The following is a 21964-nucleotide window of genomic DNA, read 5'->3' on the forward strand; positions in this document are numbered from 1 at the left end:
TACATGGATTGACAACTATTCGGTGGAAATTAAAGCAATATACATGCCGAATTTCACTTCAGGTCTTTGCCCGTTTTCTAAACAAATATACCTTGGATTCTTTTCCCTTCAACAATCGTTCGATATTCTTTTGATGTGTGATCAATATCAACACACAGATACACATCCCATAAAGCAGCACAGATTTTACGGATGTATGGAACATAAAGACAATACTAAAAGGAAATGCAAACCCGGCACTGATCGAACTCAAAGATACATAGTGGGTAAGCAGTAATACCACAATAAATACCGAAACGCATACCAATGCGGCCTGAAAATGCACCGCCAATATCATCCCGAAAAGCGTAGCAACCCCTTTCCCTCCTCTGAAACCGGCAAAAATAGGAAATAGATGGCCAACCACAGCGATTACGCCTAAGGCCAATTGAAAATTAACAAATTGTGCCGCTGCCTGGGGGCCGGTAACCGATGGGCCAATAAAATAAGCCAAGTTAGTTGCCGTCCACCCTTTCAGAATATCAATCAGCATCACTGCCACGCCAGCCCTAGTTCCCAACACCCGAAATGTGTTGGTTGCTCCGGCATTTCCGCTCCCATATTCCCTGACATCAACCCCATAAAAAGACTGCCCCAACCATACAGCTGTGGGTATGGAACCAAACAAATAAGCCAGTATGACTGCGCCGACTAAATAACCCGATATCATGAATCGCAAGATACGGTTTTTGCCTTTAAACTCATATCCAAGCTTTTTACCGAATGAGTGAGCGCACCCATGGAAATGTAATCCACGCCGGCCTCGGCATATTCACGTACATTTTCCTCAGTGATTCCCCCCGAAGCTTCCGTCACAAATCGCCCATTGATAAGTGCCACTGCCTCACGTATCTCTTCGGGTCTAAAATTATCGAGCATGATCCGTTCTATTCCTCCCACATTCAACACATCGGCGACCTCTCCCTGATTACGTACTTCTATTTCAATGTCAATAGGTTTATCCATTTTTTTACGGTAACGGTTAGCCTGCTCAATCGCTTCCCTGATCCCTCCGGCATAGTCCACATGATTATCTTTGATCAGTATCATATCATATAGGCCGAAGCGATGGTTTATGCCACCGCCTACGCGTACCGCTTTCTTTTCAAGAAACCGGAGCAATGGGGTTGTTTTTCGTGTGTCCAATACCTGAGTTCTCGTGCCTGCCAAGGTATTGACAATTCTTCGAGTGGCCGTAGCAATGCCACTCATGCGTTGCATGATATTAAGCAAAAGTCTTTCGGCCAACAAAATGCTGTGAATACGCCCGGTTACGCACATCACAATATCCCCTGCGTGTACTGACTCCCCGTCTGATAAGAACACTTCCGCTTCCAATTCCTTGTCGACCTCATTAAGAACAGCCAACGCCTCTTCGATACCAGCTACGGTTCCTGATTCCTTAATGATCAATTGAGCAACTCCTTTCTTCCCTTCGGGAATGGTAGATCGCGATGTATGGTCGCCATCCCCTACGTCTTCCGCCAGTGCCGCTTTAATGAAGTGGGTCAGCTCTCCTTTTTCTTTCTCAGTCATTGGTTATGGATTATATACTAAGGTAGCCAGCACTACATCTGAATGTAGCGATGGTCTCAAGTAATTAAAACGCTGCTAAGATGCCTATTTAAAACAAAAAACAGCGAATAAAAATAAAATTTGGTTAAACGTTAGTAGATAGGCTCTATACGGAACTCCGTAACCTGAAACGTATTGTCGTTGTTGGTGAGTTTGTAAGAGACGCGAAATGAGTCTTTAGACGTCTCCAAATTAAGTACGACATACCTGAAATTCGGATTGGAATCCAGCCGGTGCGATATTTTCACGTTCGTGGGTGTATTTCTTCCGAAAAAATCACGCAGAATAATTTCAGCCTGTACGCGCGAATAAATGCCCTCGTCGTTCAATAAAGTCATGCTTACGGTCGAAGAAAAATATTTGGATAACTCCTTCGTATTAGCACTTTTGATACAGGATGAAATGTCATCGATGACATCATTCACATTGGCAACGCTCGTCACCGCAAATAAACACATCATCCCCATCAACTTTACTCTATTAATCAATCTGATTCGATTCGCTTTCACAGTACTAGTTTATTCAAATGTTACCGTATTAAGTTTTATCAATTCTATATGGGCCTTTCGGGGGAGCAAATTTTTCATCTTTAGAAAAAGTTTTTCCTCCGAAAAAATTTATAGCTAAAAACATGCCATATTTAAAATGGCCGTTTCGAAATTGCAAAATTGCAGAAATCGAGAGCTGCAAAATTGAGCATCATCGACTTTGCGCTTCCGCACTTTTGCGACTTTACTGCAATTTAGCTAAGTTTGTATCCGTGAATACCAAGAAGAAAGTTGCGCTCATAATCCTGGATGGATTGGGTTATGGCAAGGAAGATCGCTCAAATGCCGTCTTAGCGGCAAATACCCCCTACCTGGACGAGCTGCTCGCTCGATACCCTCATTCAAAATTAGAAGCTTCAGGTGAAGCTGTGGGATTGCCGGAAGGCCAAATGGGCAATTCGGAAGTCGGCCACATGAACCTGGGCGCCGGAAGAGTCGTTTACCAAGAGTTAGGCAGGATACACAAAGCTGTGAAGGACGGCGAGTTTGATCGTAATGAACCGTTACAAGCAGCCTTTCAGTACGCCAAAGCTAACGGCAAGGCCGTACATTTCATTGGCTTGTTATCCGACGGTGGCGTCCACGCACATACACGACACCTCAGGGGCTTATGCGTTGCTGCAAAAAACGCCGGAATACAAAGTGATCAAGTGTTTGTACATGCTTTTTTAGATGGTCGCGATACAGATCCGAATTCAGGCATTGGCTACGTGACCGATTTGGAGCAGTTCCTGCGGGCAAATGGTGGCCAACTAGCTTCAGTAATAGGGAGATATTATGCCATGGACCGCGACAATCGCTGGGAGCGCGTAAAGCAGGCTTATGATTTGCTCGTACACGGCATTGGGACGCCAAGTCAGCAGCTCACCAATTCCATCGAGCAATCGTATCGCGATGGGGTTACGGATGAATTCGTCAAACCGATTGTTAAAACGGATGCTTTCGGAACGCCAATAGCAACGATAAAAAGCGGCGATGTAGTGGTTTGCTTTAACTTCCGGACAGATAGGGGGCGCGAAATTACGATGGCACTCACACAACGTGACTTCCCTGAATATGACATGCATCCCTTGAAATTGCGTTACCTCACCATGACCACCTATGATGAAACCTTCCACGGAGTTGACGTATTATTTCTTAAAGAAAATCTGACAAATACGCTCGGTGAAGTACTGGAAGCCAACGGCAAGACACAAACTCGTATTGCCGAAACAGAAAAATACCCGCACGTGACCTTCTTTTTTTCCGGGGGGCGCGAAAAAGAATTTGTTGGCGAAAACCGGATACTTATTCCCTCACCCAAAGTAGCTACTTACGATCTACAGCCCGAAATGAGTGCCCAAGGTGTAGCGGACGCAATATGCGAGGATATTGTCACCCGTCAGCCAGATTTCATCTGCCTGAATTTTGCCAATCCAGATATGGTTGGTCACACGGGCGTGTTCGATGCGGTTGTCAAAGCCGTGGAAACAGTCGACCGATGCCTTCGCCAAGTCGTTGAATGCGGTCTGAATCTGGGATATACCTTTATCATTATCGCCGACCACGGCAATGCGGAATTTATGGTCAACGACGACGGTTCTGTCAATACCGCTCACACCACCAATTTAGTCCCTTGTATCTTGATCGATCGTACACATGCTACGTTATCGGATGGAAAATTGGGCGATATCGGGCCAACCATTTTGAAGCTCATGGAATTACCCATCCCACATGAAATGAACGGCAATGTATTGGTCTAACGACATATGGTACAGCGCAACAGACTTTTTCATACCACTTTGCTTTTCTTTTGGTTGATAGGAGGATCATCTTGCACAAGTTCCGATAGCACCAAACCGACATTGGTGACAACAGGTTCCTATTTCAGTCTGGAAGACTTTTTCCTAAAGGAAGCCAACCGTTTGGCAAAATTGGCACCGACTGTGGATAAGACCGTATCTAGGAATGGTGCGCCCGAGAATAAGCGTGTGCAAATTGATGACTGGGAAAACGAATTGGCGTTATTTATCGCTTCAGATATAAATAAACCGGCATGGCAGAACAGTTACCGGGCAGACAGCACGGAAGGCTCACTTATTTACACCAGCATTGATCCTGAACTCCGTACCCAAAAAATCATTATAGATAAGCACAGAAACGGAAACATAAAGCATATTGCCATTAGTAATAGCACCGGCAATATGCTTTACAAAACCACCGAACACCTTGATTATTATCCCGATTCACTTTATCAGATCAACAAACAACAACAAGTCCGCGTCATCGGTGACAGCCAGTATTCGATAAGGGGTATCCTACAATAAAAGGAGAATATCGTTACGTTATTTGAGGTTATCCCGGTATACTTTTGCCTTTTTGACTTCCGTCTGAATATCCTTCTTACCAGGTGTCATTGTCAATACCTGCTCGAAATCGGCTATGCTTTTATCATATGCTTCAGTAGCCAATGCTTTATCGTAATTTGCCGTTCCTGAAGTCCCCCGCAAAATTCCCAAATCGCGATAAGCAATGCCACGATTCTGATAATATTTTACATCACCGGCGTTCAACTCGATCGCTTTCGTATAATCTGCCAACGCTTCATTCAACATCTTTTCACGGCTGCTGGAACTGATTTTTAAATCGGTTTGAACCGCTAATATATTATTCGCTTTTCCGCGATAATAATAAGCCGATTCGTGGTCTGGGCGTAACTGGATAACTTTACCAAATGACGCTAGCGCTTTCTTATATTCACCGATTTGGTATTGCGAATATCCGAGCATATACATGACATCCGGATCGCCGCTCTCGGCTGGCAATGCTTTTTGTAAATGGTTGGCCGCAGCTTTAAAATCACCGTCGATCAACGCTTTCTGTCCTAACCGTACATTGGGGTTGCTGGGCGCCGTCTCGGTGGTCTGTGCCTGCGCTGTAAATATTGCTAAGCATAACATTCCACCGATAATCCCTCGTTTCGATTTTCCTAAAAAAAAGCTCAATTCATTTCTTTTCATCACTTTCATATTAAACAAAATTCCTACCTGACTGACCATCCCTGCAATTTCCGTGCTACAAACATAACCATAATTGCACGCAAATACAATTTGTCCTTCTGTGTTAAACTCCAAAAAGCTCCCTTTATTATTTCTGATCTTGCTTTTCCAATAATTTTTCTATTTTAGCTGATAGTTTGCGAGGGAGCAACCAAGCCGTCCTGTTCCGATAGCTGACTTTTTTTCAGCTGGAGTACCATGAGGGTATTACTTTATAATGAAATTCAGGAAAAACTTGCTATTGGCATAGGCATTGCACTTGTCTAAAAAAGCAGATTTTTAAGTTACGCAATGATTAACGGCTGCCAATATGGCGCCGGTATAGAAGAAACAAGATATTCATGAGCAATTTCGATCCGTTTGATTTTAACCAAGCAATCCCCATTATAAATGAAGACACGGAGTTTTTCCCGTTATTAAGTCAGCAAGATGAAGATGAAATGCGCAACGCTGATCTTCCGGAATCACTTTCCATTCTGCCGCTGCGCAATACGGTATTATTTCCAGGTGTTGTCATACCGATTACCGTGGGCAGAGACAAGTCTATTAAATTAGTCAAGGAGGCGTACAAAGGCGACCGGATCATCGGTGTCGTGTCCCAACAGAACATGGCCATAGAGGATCCGACATTTGAGCAACTTAACAAGGTCGGCACCGTAGCTATGATCATCAAAATCTTGCAGATGCCTGATGGGAATACTACGGTTATTATTCAGGGAAAACAGCGTTTTAGATTACGTGAACTCATTCAGAGCGAACCCTATATTAAGGCATACATCGAGCGCTTTGAGGAGAAAAAACACAAAGGCAGCCGGGAGTTCAATGCATTGATTTCTTCCATTAAGGAAATGGCGCTTCAAATTATTCAGCTTTCCCCACACATTCCGAGCGAAGCCGGCATTGCCATCAAAAACATCGAAAGTCCGGGGTTTCTTATCAATTTCATTTCCTCCAACCTCAATGCAGATCTGTCCTTCAAACAGCAACTGTTGGAAATTGCCGATCTCGACAAACGTGCTGCTAAGGTGTTGGAACAACTGGACGTGGAACTACAGCTGCTTGAGTTAAAAACCCAGATACAAAATAAGGTCCGGGGCGATCTCGATAAGCAACAACGGGATTATTTTCTCAACCAGCAGTTAAAAACCATTCAAGAAGAGCTGGGCGGTAATACGCCCGACCTCGAAATAGAAGACCTGCGCAAGCGCGCAAAGGCAAAGAAATGGCCCACCGAAGTGCGTGGGCATTTTGACAAGGAGCTTGATAAACTAGCCCGAATCAATCCCGCCGCTGCTGACTATTCGGTACAAGTCAACTACCTCGAATTGTTATTAGAGCTTCCCTGGAATGAATTTACCAAAGACAATTTCGATCTCAAGCGAGCCAAACGGGTGCTGGACCGGGATCACTATGGCCTGGATAAAGTAAAACAACGGATCATCGAATACCTCGCCATCTTAACACTCAAGCGCGATATGAAAGCCCCTATTCTCTGTTTAGTAGGGCCGCCGGGAGTAGGAAAAACATCACTTGGAAAATCCATAGCCAAAGCCTTGGGGCGTAAATATACGCGTATGGCGCTGGGCGGAATACGCGACGAAGCCGAAATACGGGGTCATCGTAAGACATATATCGGTGCCATGCCGGGTCGCATCATCCAGTCGCTCAAAAAGGCAGGCGCCTCAAATCCGGTATTCGTATTAGACGAAATCGATAAAGTAGGCAGCGATTTTCGTGGCGATCCGTCGTCAGCATTGCTTGAAGTACTAGATCCCGAGCAGAATAATGCATTCTACGACCACTATGTGGAATTGGATTACGACTTATCAAACGTCATGTTCATCGCAACTGCCAATTCTTTGAATAATATCCAGCCTGCCCTGCTCGACCGCATGGAAATCATTGAGGTCAATGGATATACCATCGAAGAAAAAATAGAAATCGCCAAAAAACATTTGATTCCCAAACAACGTGAGGCACACGGATTGGCGGCCAAAGATTTTTCCCTTCGGGCTAAGGTCATCGAAAAAATTATCGATGAATACACCCGCGAGTCTGGTGTACGCGGTTTGGAGAAGAAAATCGGATCCATCATTCGCGGCGTCGCAACACATATGGTGATGAACGATCCGCTGCCTCAGCCTGTTGATGGGGAGATCGCAGAAAAAATTCTGGGTGCCCCCATATTTGATAAAGAATTTTATGAAGGAAACGAAGTTGCGGGCGTAGTTACCGGTCTGGCATGGACACAGGTGGGCGGCGATATTCTGTATATCGAATCGAGCCTCAGTCCCGGCAAAGGAAAACTGACGCTGACGGGCAATCTGGGAGATGTGATGAAAGAATCTGCCAGCATTGCGTTAGCCTATCTCCGCGCCAATGCTACGCAATTTGGTATCGACTATAGCGTATTCGATAAATGGGACGTACATATCCATGTGCCGGCCGGGGCGACTCCCAAAGATGGTCCGTCAGCGGGCATAACCATGCTTACTGCATTGGCATCTAGTTTCACCCAGCGGAAAGTAAAAGAAAAATTGGCCATGACGGGAGAAATTACGTTGCGGGGAAAGGTGCTTCCAGTAGGCGGTATCAAGGAAAAAATATTGGCCGCCAAACGGGCCAATATCAAAGAGGTGATCCTATCAAAGGCCAATAAAAAGGACATTGTGGAAATCAAGGAAGATTACATTAAAGACCTGACGTTCCATTATGTCGCAGAAATGCATGAAGTCGTTAATCTCGCCTTACTCAAACAACGGGTGAAAAACGCTAAGAAATTGTTAAATTAATTTTTATCTTAGCTTCATGCTTACTGAGTCGCTGATAATCTTGGCGTTGATCCTGTTGAATGGCATTTTTTCAGCTTCCGAAATCGCGATTGTATCCAGTCGGAAAGCTCGATTACAGGTGCTGGTTGACCGGAAAAACGCCGCCGCCAAACAAGTACTTAAACTCAAGGACTCCCCCAACCAATTCCTTTCTACCGTGCAGATCGGCATTACGTTGATCGGGATTCTGACGGGTATTTTCGGTGGTGCAACCCTAGCTCAACGGCTGGATGTCTACCTTTCAGAAATCACCTGGATGGACGGATACAGCTCCCAGGTTTCTGTGCTCATTGTCGTAATCGTTATTACGTTTCTTACCCTCGTCTTGGGGGAGTTGGTCCCCAAACGAATCGGATTGGCCATGCCCGAAAAATATGCGACGATTATCGCATTTCCAATGAATATCCTTAGCAGGATCGTAGCGCCGTTTGTCTGGCTGCTTAGCGTGACTACCGAAGGGATTGTCAGATTGCTGAATATAAAAACGTCGCAAAATGCCGTAACGGAAGAGGAAATTAAAGCATTGGTTGACGAGGGGGCGGATACAGGTGCCATCGAGCATATTGAGCACGAAATTGTCGACCGGGTTTTCAGTCTGGGCGACAAGCGTGCCGTTAACCTGATGACCCATCGCAGTAATATCGTTTGGTTAGACATAAACGATGGATATGACATCCATAAGCAAATTATACTGAAAAATGGACATACCGTATATCCGGTATGTCAGGGCGGATTGGACAACGTTATAGGGGTTGTTCATATCAAATCGTTGCTCAAACAATACCTTATTGCTCAACCCATCCAGCTTGAGCAATTGACGCATCCGCTCAACTATGTACATGAAAATAGTTCGGCATATAGTATACTAAATAAGTTTAAGACATCTAAGATACATCAAGCCATCGTGCTCGATGAGTACGGCGCACTACAAGGTATTGTGACCATCAACGATATACTGAGCAGTTTGGTTGGTGATATTTCTGACAGTGATACTGCCGAGCGACCTGAAATCATCAGACGGGAAGACGGCAGCTTGCTGATTGACGGGCAATACCAAATTGACGATCTTTTTACCGCGCTGAATATCGATATTTCGGAAGAGGAAGAAGTCGGGTTAGCGAGTATCAATACCATTGCCGGACTGGTATTGTTGAAGTTGGGTCATATGCCCACAGCAGGCGAACGCATGCAATGGAAAGATCATGAGTTTGAAGTCGTGGATATGGATGGCAATCGGATCGACAAGATTTTGGTCAAATTCTTGGGCACCTGATCCCGCTTACTTACTAGACAACCCCTCTTGCAACAAGCTCTCGCTCCATCTGTTGCTGTAAAATATGCGCTTCCTGCCGCGCCCGCTCCGCAAAATCGGTCCCATTGGACGCGTAGATGATAGAACGTGTTGCATTTACCAGTAAACCACAGTCGGCCGTCATGCCATACTTGCATACTTCCTGAAGGTCCCCACCCTGTGCCCCCACACCCGGCACCAATAAAAAATGATCCGGCGCATGCTTCCTAACCGATTCAAATGCCTGCCCCCGGGTGGCACCGACAACGTACATCAGATTTGCTGTATTACCCCAAGTATTGGCTTTTTGAATAACCCGTTCAAAAAGCGGCACCCCCCCCGCATCAGTGATGGCCTGAAAATCCATCCCGCCCGTGTTTGAAGTCAATGCTAGAATAATTGTCCACTTTCCCTGAAACTGGAGAAAAGGTTGAACCGAATCGTGCCCCATATATGGGGCTACGGTAATGGCGTCGAAGCCAAGTCCGGAATGTTGCTGATCGAAAAAAGCTTTCGCATATCGTTCTGAAGTGTTGCCGATATCACCACGTTTGGCATCCGCTATGCTGAAGCAATCTTTGGGTAAAATACCCCACGTTTTCCGAAGACTTTCCCAGCCAGCGCCCCCCATACTCTCGTAAAATGCAATATTGGGTTTGTAAGCTACGCACAGGTCCGCAGTAGCCTCGATAATCTGACGATTGAATTCAAAAACAGGATCCTCGTAATCAAGTAAATGGGTAGGTATTTTTTGGATATCTGTATCTAGCCCCACACAGAGAAAAGAACGTTTGACTTTGATTTGATGGATGAGCTCATTTCGTGTCATATCTTGCCGGCTGCTTTTTTGATTTCTGCAAACGTAAGACAAAAATTACGGTTAAAAAACAAAAACCGTATATTTACGCTGCAATTACGATGAAAATATTTGTTACCCGAGCATTACCCGAGATCATTAAACAGTCGTTGGCGAACGAGGGCCATATCGTTTCTGAATGGACCGAAAAACGGGACCTTTCACCCGCCGAGTTGACTGATTATAGCCTAGCTAATGATGCGCTATTCAGCATAGGCAAAAATCAAATCGACAAACATTTTTTAACAGCATGTTCTCACCTCCGCGTCATTGCCCTGTGCAGCGTAGGCTATGATCATGTGGATGTCGATGAAGCTACCAAATTTGGTATTCCCATCGGCAACACACCTGGAGTCCTCAGCAAGGCAACAGCAGATACAGCCTTTCTATTGATACAGAATGTGGCCCGAAAAGCCATTTATAATCATAAGGAAATTCTGCGGGGCAATTGGGGATTCTTCGATCCAATGGCCAATCTGGGCATCGAATTACACGGCAAAACCTTGGGGATCTATGGATTGGGACGCATTGGCTTTGAATTGGCTCGGAGTTGTCGCTATGCCTTTGACATGCCCGTCATCTATTATAACCGCAGCCATAACGAACGTGCGGAGCATGAATTAAATGCACGCCGGGTATCTTTCGATGAGCTGTTGCAGCAAAGCGATGTGCTTAGTGTACATGCCAATCTCAGTGAAGAGACGGAAGGTATCTTCGACCGTCATGCTTTTTCAAAAATGAAAGCTTCTTCCATCTTCATCAATACTGCCAGAGGTGCCATCCATAACGAGACCGATCTCCAGTTGGCGCTCGAAGAAGGTCAGATTTGGGGTGCAGGTCTGGACGTAACGCATCCCGAACCCATGGCGCCCGGTAATCCATTGCTGGCGATGCCCACTGTGGCCATATTACCGCACATTGGATCAGCGACCATCGAAACGCGGATGAAAATGATGCAGCTAACAGTAGAAAACATACTTGCGGGCCTAAATGGTCAACGCTTACCCTATTGCGTCAATCCAAAGGTATACGGAGTGGAGCACTGATCCGGTTATTCCGCGGCGATCAATTGATTGATAAATGCGGCCACTTCCGGCCGACTGTAATCCGCCATTCCTTCGTGCTTCGCTGCAATCTGCCCCTTTTTGTCTAGAATCAGGGTGGTGGGAATCGCGTTGCCCAACCAACCGGCTGGAATCTCTCCCGAAACGACATGTACCGGAAGCCCCAGTTTCTTGCTGTCCATAAACTGTTTGGATTTGTCATATTGGCCATCCACATCTACGATTGCAAAAACAACAGCTTCATTGTCCTTAAACTGTTGGTACAGTTTATCAATGGAAGGCAATTCCGCAATACAGGGAGGACACCAGGTAGCCCAGAAATTAATGAACACTACCTTACCCGTCTGGTTGGCCACGTCAATGGGGTTTCCCTTGCCATCACTGACAAACATGGGTGGCTTACCAATGGTTCCCGCCGACACGGCAGGAGAATCTTGTACAGGATGTTCCAGATCCGGCTTGAAAAGACCGATCTTCATTAATCCTCTGCTCACCCAGGCCTTCATGTCCGGACTGAAAAGCATAGCCACGACAAATGCACCCAAAATAACCGTAATAATCGTCGAAATTTTAATTTTCTTCATACCAAACAGTTTATAATTCTCCCTCCACCCCTAACCCAAATAAAGCGAAATCATATCGTACCGGGTCATCTGCATCTAGCTTACGCAGGTTTTCTGTCAATTCACAGGCTGTTTTCCAATCGGACTGCTTCCGCCGGATCAACCCAAGTTTTCTCGCCACGCGCTCCACGTGGACGTCACAAGGGCAGATTAATTGCGATGGCACCATCCGCCGCCACAGTCCAAAGTCCACTCCTCTATCATCACGCCGTACCATCCAGCGTAAAAACATCGTTAACCGCTTGCAGGCAGAATTTTGCAAAGGGGAACTGACGTGCTTCCGCGTACGCAAAGGTGCATCCGGCAGGGTGAAAAAATAATTCCGGAAATAATTCAATGCCTGTTCTATGGTAAAATTGGATTGCCCCAGATTGCCCAACATGCATGCCGAGGAAGCATAGGTACCGGCGTCCGGAAAAGACGTATATGACGCTGCGTACTCCATCCTGAATTCGGCGTTGGCAGCCGCCGGCGGTAGAAAAGCATCTTCCAGCGAATCGTATCGCATATAATGCGCCCGGAAAAAGCTGACGAAATAAAGCAGGTCCGTATCGTTGAACGTGCGGTGCTTGAAGCCCAACAACTGTTTCAAATCTCCTTCCCGATGGTTCCTGACGAAATCAAAAGGCTTGTCATCCATGCGTGCAAGCAATTCTGTGCATTTATTGATGATCGTCTTCCGCTGCCCCCAAGCCAGTACGGCCGCAAAAAATGCTGCAATCTCCCGGTCCTGCCTATCTGCAAACCGGTGAGGAATACAAATCGGATCGTTTTCAATAAACCCTGGCCGATTATATTCATCGACCTTGCGGTCCAGAAAGCCCTTAATGCCATCCTGCCGATCAGTGAGAATCCGTTCAATCTGTGTCATCCGCATCCCATCACCTAACCAAGTGCCTGCTCCAGGTCGGCTAGCAAGTCATCGATATCTTCGACCCCCACACTGATGCGAATCAGGTTATCTACCACACCTACCTTTTCCCGCACTTCCCGGGGAATGGAGCCGTGGGTCATCGTCGCCGGATGATTGATCAGCGATTCCACACCGCCAAGGGATTCAGCCAGTGTGAACACTTTAAATGAAGCCGCCACATTAAATGTATCTTCGAGTGATGCGCCCTTCAATACGATGGATACCATTCCGCCGAAATCGCGCATCTGTTTTCGGGCAATGTTATGCCCTGGATGCGTTTCAAAACCAGGCCAATAAATCGTTTCGATACGGGGATGATCTTTTAAATATTCAGCTACCCTTCTGCCGTTCTCGCAATGCGCCTTCATCCGCAGGTGTAGGGTTTTGATACCCCGCAATACCAGAAAACTGTCCTGTGGACCCGGAGTACCCCCGCAGGCATTGTAGTAAAAAAATAACTGATCGTACAACGCCTTGTCGTTCATGACCAACGCACCCATCACCACGTCTGAGTGGCCACCGATATATTTAGTCACGGAGTGCATCACGATATCCGCACCCAAATCCAATGGATTTTGCAGATAAGGAGAAGCAAACGTATTGTCCACCGCAAAAAGTACTCCTGTATGCTTTGCCACCTGCCCGATTGCTTCGATATCCGCGAGCTTCAATGTCGGATTCGTAGGGGTTTCCACCCAGATCAGGCGGGTTGCAGGAGATATCTTTTCAGCGATCCGATCCGGTTCTGACGTATCAACAAAATGAAACTTGATGCCGTAGTGTTCAAAAACCTTCGTAAAAATCCGGTACGACCCACCATACAAATCGTCACCGGTAATTACTTCATCGCCGGGTCTCAATAATTTCAGTACGGTCTCCGTAGCCGCCATACCGCTGGAAAAAGCCAGCCCATATTTTCCATTTTCCAAAGCAGCCAGGCAATCTTCCAATGCTTTGCGAGTGGGATTGGTGCCGCGCGAATACTCATAGCCCTTATGGTTGCCCGGTGCAGCTTGTTGGTAGGTGGATGTTTGATAGATCGGCGTCATTACCGCTCCCGTAGTCGGGTCGGCCTGTTGCCCAGCATGAATAGCTTTCGTCGCAAATTTATATCCCATGATAGTCAGGTAATTTAATAAGGAAATGTCGTAAAGTTATGAAATCCTCTCCTAAAACTGAAGTGGTGAGCGGTAAACAAACGAATAATCCAAATCTGCCATCAATCGTTTGGGCGATACCATTTTGGTAGTTTGATCGGTGGCTGTAAACGAAGCTGGCAGGCCGTATCCATATTTGGCAGCAGACGCCGTGATGACGTCCTTTTTCAGCGGGTGTTCAGGACAAACCACGTTGTATGTCTTACTCTGAACTTCCTTTTCCATCATCAGCCGGATAATTGCGTAAATATCTTCCACATGCACAAAATTGGCTGTTTGGTAGCCAATTTCGCAAACTTTGTCAACAAAATACTTAGCTAGGGTCCGTTCAAAACCAAACAACCCTCCCAGCCGTAAAACGTTCAATTTGGAAAAAGCTGAGCGCAGCATAGACTCCCCCGTCCATAGTTTTTGGTCCAGTTCATCCGCTGCAAAGGTATCTTCAACGATCACCCCACTCACTTTCGGGTAAATGCCCACTGAGCCAAAAAACAGTAACTGTCCGAAAGATAAATTCCTCAAAAACGAAACGAGTCGTTCGAAACGGATTGTCACCGTTTCAAACGCATCTTTATGAGTAATGGGTATACTGATGATAACGACATCAAATGTGGTTTCATTCAAATGCCCAACGGCATCGTCGCGATCAAAATCAACTACATACGATCGAAGCCCTATGAAGTCCAGTTCCAGCGCTTTTTTAGGTGTCCTGCAAGTTGCCCATATGCGATGCCCTTCGTCCCGCAGGCAAGATGCCACGTAAGTGCCTACCCATCCACATCCCACGATGAGTACCTTCATCTGCTTTCCTCGTACTATTTAGTTAATAAGCTCGTGCAAACAGTACTCGCTGTATAGACGGCTTTCCCGTACGGATACACGCACCCTGTTCGAAAGGATTGTCCAGCGGTATACACCGAATGGTTGCTTTCGTTTCCTCCTTAATCAACCGTTCAGTCTCCGCAGTTCCATCCCAATGGGCCGAGATAAAGCCCCCTTTTTCCTCAAGCACTTGTTTAAACTCTTCGTAGCTGTCTACCCTTATCGTGTTAGCTTCCTGGAATACCGCTGCCTTCTGATAGATTTGCTGCTGGATATCCGTTAACAACAGTTCGATCCGGTCTGCTAATCCGACCTGAGATACGGTTTCTTTCGTTTGGGTATCGCGGCGTGCAATCTCTACCGTTCCATGCTGCATATCCCGGGTACCTACTGCAATACGGACGGGCACCCCTTTCAACTCCCACTCGGCAAATTTGAATCCCGGACGTTGGGTATCACGATCGTCGTACTTAACGGAAATACCTTTCGACTTCAGTTCGCCGATCAGCGTATCGGCTAAGTCTCCAATTGCCGTACGTTCATCCTCTGTCTTAAAAATCGGAATGATAACCACCTGAATCGGAGCTAATTTCGGGGGCAACACCAATCCTTGATCATCGGAATGCGCCATAATCAATGCCCCCATTAACCGTGTAGATACACCCCAAGAGGTTGCCCAAACATAGTCAAGTTTCCCATCCTTTGCCGTAAATTTAACATCGAAGGCCTTCGCAAAATTCTGTCCTAGGAAATGTGATGTTCCGGCTTGAAGCGCCTTCCCGTCTTGCATAAGCGCCTCAATGCACAGGGTATCTAACGCACCCGCAAATCGCTCATTTTCTGTCTTACGACCACGCACCACCGGCAACGCCAGCCAATTCTCCGCAAAATCGGCATAAACGGCCAACATTTGTTGGGCTTCTGCAATCGCTTCTTTTTTCGTCGCATGCGCCGTATGGCCCTCTTGCCACAGAAATTCTGCCGTGCGCAAAAATAAGCGGGTTCGCATCTCCCAGCGTACTACATTGGCCCATTGATTTACCAAAATAGGCAAATCTCTATAAGACTCAATCCACCCTTTATAGGTATTCCAGATTATCGTTTCGGACGTAGGCCTTACGATGAGCTCTTCTTCCAATTTTGCCTCTTCATCAACCACAATATTACCCGTTCCATCGTTCTTCAACCGATAATGAGTAACCACCGCACATTCCGTTGCAAAGCCTTCCACGTGGGATGCCTCTTTTGAAAAGAACGATTTGGGGATAAACAACGGAAAATACGCGTTGCTATGGCCGGTATCCTTGAACATTTTATCCAACGCAGCCTGCATTTTCTCCCAAATGGCATACCCATAAGGTTTGATCACCATACAACCCCGTACTGCCGAATGCTCCGCAAGGTCAGCTTTCACAACCAATTCATTGTACCACTGGGAATAATCTGTTTCACGGCTTGTAATTCCTTTGCTCATAGTTGATCGTCGATAAAATTAGTATAACATTTGCGATTGGATACGTATTGATATTTGTCCAGCAAAGGTAGGTGGTTTTAGCAAATTACCGAATAAAAAATTGTATAGCACAATTAAACCAAACGTTCAAAAAAGCGTCTATACAAGAAAGCGTTGGGTTTAGCCAGACGAAAGGACAGTTAAGATGAAAAGCAATAGATTAATAGTCAGTACAGTAGCTGTAGGAAGCATTTTGTTTCTGGGGTCATGTAGCACCTCAAGGCAGACAGCTTTCCGCGACGACGTCTATAATAATCAAGCCCGGGCGGTGGAAGAAAGCTACCAAAGCCCGGATTATTATTACGATGAGGAAACAGCTCCAGACGAGCAATATTCAGACGAAGGCTATTATGCCGACCAATATACGGATGAAGCCTATGCAGGCGACTACTATTCAGACGAATATAGCGACAGCGAATATGCCAACCGGATAAACCGGTTTTATTACAATTCTCCGGGTATGAGCTATTACGATCCATGGTTTGACCCTTGGTATGGATTCAATTCATGGTACAACCCCGGCTGGGGTTGGGGTAGTGCCTGGAGCCTTGGTTTTGGCTGGGGTGGCTGGGGTCTCGGTTGGGGCAGCAGTTGGTATAATCCTTACTATAGTCCTTACTATGGCGGCTATTGGGGTTGGGGATCACCTTATTACGGTGGTGGCTTCGGAGGCCCCTATGCCTACAACCGTTGGGGTTGGGGCGGATGGGGTGGTTACTACCCGGGTACTATTATTGTAGACAATCGTACAAGAGGTGTTCGATCTGCGTCGCGCTCTCGCATGGATGTAAGAACCGGCCGCTCAAGTCGGTCAGCAGGCACGACGCGTACTGCATCCCGGACAGCGATAAGCCGTGACGCAAACGGCCGTATTTCTACACGTTCCGTGGCAACTCGTGGTACTGCAGGTAGTACACGCACATCTGTGACACGCGGCAATACCGGCACCCGTACAAGGGAAGCAATTCGACCAAGCAGCACGTCTCGTAGACCCAGTGGAGAAGCTGTTAGACCGGGAAGCTCAAGGCAGCCATCGAATGGCGTCAGGCCATCGTCCTCACGACGCCCATCCGGCAGCAGCGCCCGTCCCGCACGCCCGTCAAGCTCACGACCCAGTGCAGCACCGTCTCGCCCCTCACGGCCAAGCAGCGTAGCACCCCGCTCATCGGGAAGTAGTTCCCGCGGCTCCGTATCGCCACCATCCCGTTCCTCTGGTTCGTCATCCGGAAGCAGCAGTCGTGGAAGCAGCGGCGGAAGTAGCCGTGGCGGCGGAAGAGGCAGATAACAAAATTCAATTGACAGGTCAGCTTCAGTCTGTAAGGCAGATTGGCTGACCTTCTTCATAAACTACACGTTAACTACATATGACAAAATCAGCGTATATACCCCTTTCCTTGTTGTTATTAAGTTGCTCACTTACATACGTTAAAGCCCAGTCACTTGATGAATTTCTCCGGTTTACTCAGCCCGAGCAGGGCGCATCCGCCCGTTTTAAAGCATTGGGCAATGCGCAAACAGCGCTCGGAGGCGACCTAAGTTCCATTTCCGGCAATCCCGCTGGTCTCGGCTTTTTCAGCCAATCAGACATTGGCCTCTCGTTTGATTTCAGCAGTGACATGAACAAAGCGCTATACTTCGGCACAAACAGCAAAAACAATGTCGATAAATTAGGGATAAATCAAGCTGCAGCGGTATTCCACATTCCTATGCGGAAGGCACAGGGCAGCAACCTTTCATCCGGTTGGTTAAATTTCAACATTGGCATTGGATACCACCGCACGAACAACTTCAATTCCACCATGGGCTTTACGGGCGTAAATAATGAAAGCAGTTATAGTGATTTTATGGTGTTGGAAGATGGATTCCTAGCGGGGGATATTGGTTGGCAATTTGGTATGGTCGATGAAAATGCTGCAGGTGAGTTAGTACCCATGACTACACTTGATAACTTACAAACCGCCTTTTATCGAGAGGAGGGCCATCAATCCGAAACAAACCTTTCCTTCGGTGCAAACTATGGAAACAAATTTTACATTGGTGCAAGCATTGGCTTCACACGGGTCAATTACCGGATGAATCGACTGTTCACCGAAGAAGGCAGTATCGAAAATTATGGTTATATTTTTTCCCAGAATCCGAATAGCCGATTTGTAAACCCAGCTACGGATGGCTATGACACCTATAATCCGTTACTTGAATCTGATTTTGTATTCGATGACGAGTCTTGGTCAAATACCTCCGGAAACGGTGTCAATGCAAAACTCGGAGTAATTTTTAAACCTGTCCCTCAATTAAACATTGGCGTTACGGCTATGACCCCGACTTGGTATAATCTTACAAATGACTACAAGGACTATTTCGGCATAACCAATTACCTAACAGATGGAACAGACAATTCGGACGAAAGCCCCAGCGATCCCGTTTATTACGATTATAATTTGCGGACCCCGTATAAACTTAGCGCAGGATTGGCTTATATCTTCGAAGCTGGCGGCCTACTGAGCGCAGATATTGACTACGTCGACTATGCGAGCATGTCCATGTCATCGTCCGACGCGTCCTACGATCAGGATTTTAACGACGGGATTGCCGATACCTATACCAACGCTGTCAATGTAAGGGTAGGTGGTGAATACATGATTGCTCCCCAATTCATGGTGCGAGCTGGATACGGATATATGGGAAGTCCCTACAGCGATGAAAGTATCGATTACAGCGGACAAACCGTTTCCGGTGGGCTTGGATATCGGATCAACAACGTATATGTTGATCTGACTTACCAGAATTTCCAGCGAAGCTACAACATGATTCCTTACTTGTTGGATGATGCAGCAGGTCAATACAGCCCCGTTGTGGAGGTGAAAAACCAACGGCACAACGTATTGTTGTCAGTGGGCCTTAAATTTTGAAATTGACTTTTTGAAACATCAGGTACTAAAACAAAATGGGTAGCAGTGTTAAACACTACTACCCATTTTGTTTTTATAACCTAAAGAAATACTAAGCTTTATTCACAAATGCACGCAACATCCAATTCTGTTTCTCGTTAAATTGCATAAACGCATTGATCATATCATTAGTCCCTTCATCCTCTGCTTCGGAAGTAATCTCGAGCAGATCCCGCTGCATGGCAATCAGCGCCTCCAGGTCCTCAATAATAGCCTTTACCATATCGATATCTTTCATACCAATTGTGTCTACCTCGTTGATTTCCGAATGTGATACGTAATCTTTAAACGTACTGAAAGGAGACTTTCCCAATGTCAAAATGCGTTCCGCCAACTCGTCGATGGTGGTCAATGCGTTGGTATAGAGCTCTTCAAATTTGGCATGCAAGGTAAAGAAATGATTTCCCCGTACGTTCCAATGGCATCCTCTCAGCTTTTGGTAATGAATATGATAGTTCGCTAACAAGTCATTTAAGTGATCAACAACAGGTCTTAATTTTTTTTCTTCTAAACTGATTACTTTTGGGTTCATGATATTCGATTTTAATACAACCATAAAACAGTTAAAGCTATAAAAAGTTTATCGCAGCATCAGGAAATACGCTTTTTTCTGACAAAAAGATTATAGTTCTCATGCTTCTCCACATAAATATCTTCTCCGATATCGATAAAACCATCCAATGCCACCGCATCGTACCATTTCCCATCAATTTCCACTTTGCCCGACGGGCGAAGGACCGTTTTTGCCACCCCTTCCTTACTTACCAGCTCTGTATTCCGCCGCGAAGAAGTGTACCCTTCTTCAGATCGCTGCTCATCCTGTAGCACCAGGCGTTTAAACGCTTTAGTTTTGAGGATATTTTTACCAAAAATAACCATTAGGATTGTCGCTGTCACCATCGAAGCAATAACCAACAAAAACGAGTTGAACAACCTACCGGGTTCAGAGATGGAGAAGTTAAAATAATCATTGACCACCATACTAAATGCCAACCCACAAACCAGGCAAATAATACCCAATATTCCCGCAACACCAAAGCCTGGAATCACAAACAGTTCCAGCAGAATCAATACGATACCCGCAATAAACAAAGCGATTTCCCAATTGTCTGCCAACCCTTGGATATACAGCGGAGCAAAAAACAACATAGCAGCGATGACCGCAACAACTAGGGCAAACCCAATACCCGGCGTTTGCATTTCAAAGTAAATCCCTCCAATGATCAACAAGATTAGGATACCGCTAACCGCCGGGTTGATAAGGAACGAAATAATCCGGTCAATCACCGTAATCTGATGTATGGTAATTTGCGGATTACTGATTTCCTCGGCCTTTAACAAATCGGCCGTTGACGCAACCTCCGCTTCCGCTAATCCGATTTTTACTGCCTCCGACGAGGTAAGTGTCAGAATTTTACCTGCAGGCTTGATCGCTGGCAGATCGATATCCCCGTCCACAAACGCTTCGGCAATCTTAGGATCACGCCCCTTGGCCTCCGCTGTAGCCCGCATCAGGCCTCGCATATATGATTGGTGTTTTTCTGGCAGCACCTGGCCCGACTGATCTACCACACTGGCCGCCCCGATACCGGACCCCTTACTCATGTAAATGCGATCACATGCCAGCGCAATAAGCGCACCCGCTGAAGCTGCATTGTGATTAATAAAGACAACCGTCTCCAAGGGCGAATCCAATATTCGGCTGCGGATGGAATCCGCAAAATTGACCATCCCTCCGAATGTATTCATCTTAATCAACACCAAATCCACATCGGCACCCTCTGCTTTCAAATAAGCATTTTTAACCGTGCGCCACGAACCGGGACCGATATCTCCTTCTAAATCAAATTGGTAAACATGCTGGGCCTCCGCCGCAAAGACAGACAGGATCCAACCGACTATCAGTGCTGACCGGAGCATTGACATCTTTCCTCGCTTTTTTTTGTGCATATCGTTCAAAACGTTATAATTTTGAGGCCAAACAATGGATAAATATACATTAAAAACCGCATTCAGAAAAAGTTTTTTAGGGGTGGTTTGGCGGATCGAGGCTGACATCACGGCAGGTATACTGGCCATCGAAACACGGGATTCAGACACAGGTAGCCCTTCGTTTTCAGTGATCGAATACAAAACCGGCATATCGTTCGTCAATGAAAAACGATATGGCGACCGGAATTGGTCACTGGCAGGAATCATTAGCGAAAAATTGATTTTGCGCGCATGGGGCCAAAACACGCCCGAAGGTGCAGGCGTCGTCTGTATTGATGCTGTAACCGGTGGAGTCTTATGGGAACAGTTCAATTATACACTGGTTTCCTTCGAAAACCAGCTGCTCGTAGTGAGGCATCGCAATTTTGCCAGTGGTTACGAACAATACCTAAACCCGCTCAACGGACATTTAACAGAAAAAAACAACCTGCCCAATAAACCTACCGGGCCGGACATCGTCTTACCTCAACGGTATGTGGGTGATATCCCCCCGTTTTTGGAAAGTTATGATGTGAGAGGTGACTTATTCTGTTGCCAGGTGGAAGACCGGACTGTTTGGGCGTTTCACGAGACTACCGACGATACATACCGCATTAGATTGATCGTGTCACGTGGGTTAAAATTGCTGACAGAAAGGATTATCATATCCGATCTAGCCAAAGCGGCACCAGAGCTGTTCTTTATAATCAGTAACCAGCTTTTCTTTATCGGTGATAATAAACGGGAAATTGTAGCGTATTTAGTATAATTGGAA

The 21964-nt window shown here is 46.2% G+C and carries 20 protein-coding genes; 8 read left to right on the plus strand and 12 right to left on the minus strand.

The genetic code is table 11. From position 1 onward, the window contains the following. Positions 1–58: 58 nt before the first annotated feature. The 3 genes from plsY to BMZ56_RS10620 all read right to left on the minus strand — a co-directional run bounded on the left by plsY (position 59) and on the right by BMZ56_RS10620 (position 2075). Entirely contained in the window at positions 59–709 is a 651-nt protein-coding gene (gene plsY / locus BMZ56_RS10610) for a glycerol-3-phosphate 1-O-acyltransferase PlsY (RefSeq protein ID WP_090626555.1), read from the minus strand. Continuing rightward, on the minus strand, positions 706–1575 hold the full coding sequence (nadC, locus tag BMZ56_RS10615; RefSeq protein WP_090626556.1) for a carboxylating nicotinate-nucleotide diphosphorylase: 870 nt from the start codon (positions 1573–1575) through the stop codon (positions 706–708). Before nadC ends, plsY begins: the two co-directional genes overlap by 4 nt. A 131-nt stretch (positions 1576–1706) precedes the next feature. Further along, positions 1707–2075, minus strand: a complete 369-nt coding sequence (locus BMZ56_RS10620; protein WP_177195120.1) for a DUF4783 domain-containing protein — start codon at positions 2073–2075, stop codon at positions 1707–1709. A gap of 299 nt (positions 2076–2374) precedes the next feature. Here BMZ56_RS10620 and gpmI point away from each other — a divergent pair, with 299 nt between their 5' ends. Then, entirely contained in the window at positions 2375–3904 is a 1530-nt protein-coding gene (gpmI, locus tag BMZ56_RS10625) for a 2,3-bisphosphoglycerate-independent phosphoglycerate mutase (protein WP_245893164.1), read from the plus strand. 105 nt (positions 3905–4009) lie between these two features. Continuing rightward, positions 4010–4468 carry a hypothetical protein gene (locus BMZ56_RS10630; protein WP_143072907.1) on the plus strand — a complete coding sequence of 153 codons (459 nt, stop codon included), beginning with the start codon at positions 4010–4012 and terminating at the stop codon, positions 4466–4468. Positions 4469–4486: 18 nt separating this feature from the next. Here BMZ56_RS10630 and BMZ56_RS10635 read toward each other — a convergent pair whose 3' ends face one another. After that, entirely contained in the window at positions 4487–5161 is a 675-nt protein-coding gene (locus BMZ56_RS10635) for a tetratricopeptide repeat protein (protein WP_090626658.1), read from the minus strand. Between the two features lie 380 nt (positions 5162–5541). Here BMZ56_RS10635 and lon point away from each other — a divergent pair, with 380 nt between their 5' ends. Beyond that, positions 5542–7992, plus strand: coding sequence for an endopeptidase La (gene lon / locus BMZ56_RS10640; protein WP_090626560.1), 2451 nt, complete (start codon positions 5542–5544; stop codon positions 7990–7992). A gap of 16 nt (positions 7993–8008) precedes the next feature. Next, positions 8009–9304: a hemolysin family protein gene (locus BMZ56_RS10645; RefSeq protein WP_090626561.1), complete on the plus strand. Its 1296-nt coding sequence runs from the start codon at positions 8009–8011 to the stop codon at positions 9302–9304. Positions 9305–9317: 13 nt separating this feature from the next. Here the strand turns inward: BMZ56_RS10645 and pyrF are convergent, their stop codons facing one another. After that, positions 9318–10151 (minus strand): orotidine-5'-phosphate decarboxylase, encoded by an 834-nt coding sequence (gene pyrF, locus BMZ56_RS10650; protein WP_090626562.1) that lies wholly within the window; start codon positions 10149–10151, stop codon positions 9318–9320. Positions 10152–10240: 89 nt separating this feature from the next. Here pyrF and BMZ56_RS10655 point away from each other — a divergent pair, with 89 nt between their 5' ends. After that, positions 10241–11224, plus strand: a complete 984-nt coding sequence (locus BMZ56_RS10655; protein WP_090626563.1) for a 2-hydroxyacid dehydrogenase — start codon at positions 10241–10243, stop codon at positions 11222–11224. Positions 11225–11229: 5 nt separating this feature from the next. On the opposite strand, the gene BMZ56_RS10660 is transcribed toward BMZ56_RS10655, so the two are convergent. The 5 genes from BMZ56_RS10660 to proS are packed head-to-tail and all read right to left on the minus strand — an operon-like array spanning position 11230 to position 16231. Beyond that, positions 11230–11826 carry a TlpA family protein disulfide reductase gene (locus BMZ56_RS10660; RefSeq protein ID WP_090626564.1) on the minus strand — a complete coding sequence of 199 codons (597 nt, stop codon included), beginning with the start codon at positions 11824–11826 and terminating at the stop codon, positions 11230–11232. Positions 11827–11836: 10 nt separating this feature from the next. After that, complete coding sequence (locus tag BMZ56_RS10665; protein ID WP_090626565.1) at positions 11837–12736, minus strand: TIGR02757 family protein; 900 nt, start codon at positions 12734–12736, stop codon at positions 11837–11839. Positions 12737–12750: 14 nt separating this feature from the next. Beyond that, a complete protein-coding gene (locus BMZ56_RS10670; RefSeq protein ID WP_090626566.1) occupies positions 12751–13896 on the minus strand; it encodes a cystathionine gamma-synthase in 1146 nt (381 codons plus the stop codon). Positions 13897–13947: 51 nt separating this feature from the next. Continuing rightward, positions 13948–14736: an NAD-dependent epimerase/dehydratase family protein gene (locus BMZ56_RS10675; protein ID WP_090626567.1), complete on the minus strand. Its 789-nt coding sequence runs from the start codon at positions 14734–14736 to the stop codon at positions 13948–13950. A gap of 22 nt (positions 14737–14758) precedes the next feature. Continuing rightward, entirely contained in the window at positions 14759–16231 is a 1473-nt protein-coding gene (proS, locus tag BMZ56_RS10680) for a proline--tRNA ligase (protein WP_090626568.1), read from the minus strand. 184 nt (positions 16232–16415) lie between these two features. Between proS and BMZ56_RS25445 the strand changes: the two genes are divergently transcribed. Together BMZ56_RS25445 and BMZ56_RS10695 are read left to right on the plus strand one after the other, a co-directional pair. Beyond that, positions 16416–17555 carry a hypothetical protein gene (locus BMZ56_RS25445; protein ID WP_143072908.1) on the plus strand — a complete coding sequence of 380 codons (1140 nt, stop codon included), beginning with the start codon at positions 16416–16418 and terminating at the stop codon, positions 17553–17555. A 79-nt stretch (positions 17556–17634) separates the two neighbouring features. Further along, positions 17635–19179 carry an OmpP1/FadL family transporter gene (locus BMZ56_RS10695; protein WP_090626571.1) on the plus strand — a complete coding sequence of 515 codons (1545 nt, stop codon included), beginning with the start codon at positions 17635–17637 and terminating at the stop codon, positions 19177–19179. Positions 19180–19270: 91 nt separating this feature from the next. Here the strand turns inward: BMZ56_RS10695 and BMZ56_RS10700 are convergent, their stop codons facing one another. Beyond that, positions 19271–19750, minus strand: a complete 480-nt coding sequence (locus BMZ56_RS10700) for a Dps family protein (RefSeq protein ID WP_090626659.1) — start codon at positions 19748–19750, stop codon at positions 19271–19273. 59 nt (positions 19751–19809) lie between these two features. Beyond that, positions 19810–21144 carry an NfeD family protein gene (locus BMZ56_RS10705; protein ID WP_090626660.1) on the minus strand — a complete coding sequence of 445 codons (1335 nt, stop codon included), beginning with the start codon at positions 21142–21144 and terminating at the stop codon, positions 19810–19812. A 58-nt stretch (positions 21145–21202) separates the two neighbouring features. Here BMZ56_RS10705 and BMZ56_RS10710 point away from each other — a divergent pair, with 58 nt between their 5' ends. Beyond that, positions 21203–21958: a DUF4905 domain-containing protein gene (locus BMZ56_RS10710; RefSeq protein ID WP_090626572.1), complete on the plus strand. Its 756-nt coding sequence runs from the start codon at positions 21203–21205 to the stop codon at positions 21956–21958. The last annotated feature ends 6 nt before the right edge of the window (positions 21959–21964 follow it).

Source organism: Parapedobacter indicus (genome assembly GCF_900113765.1).
GTDB classification, from domain to species: Bacteria; Bacteroidota; Bacteroidia; order Sphingobacteriales; family Sphingobacteriaceae; genus Parapedobacter; species Parapedobacter indicus.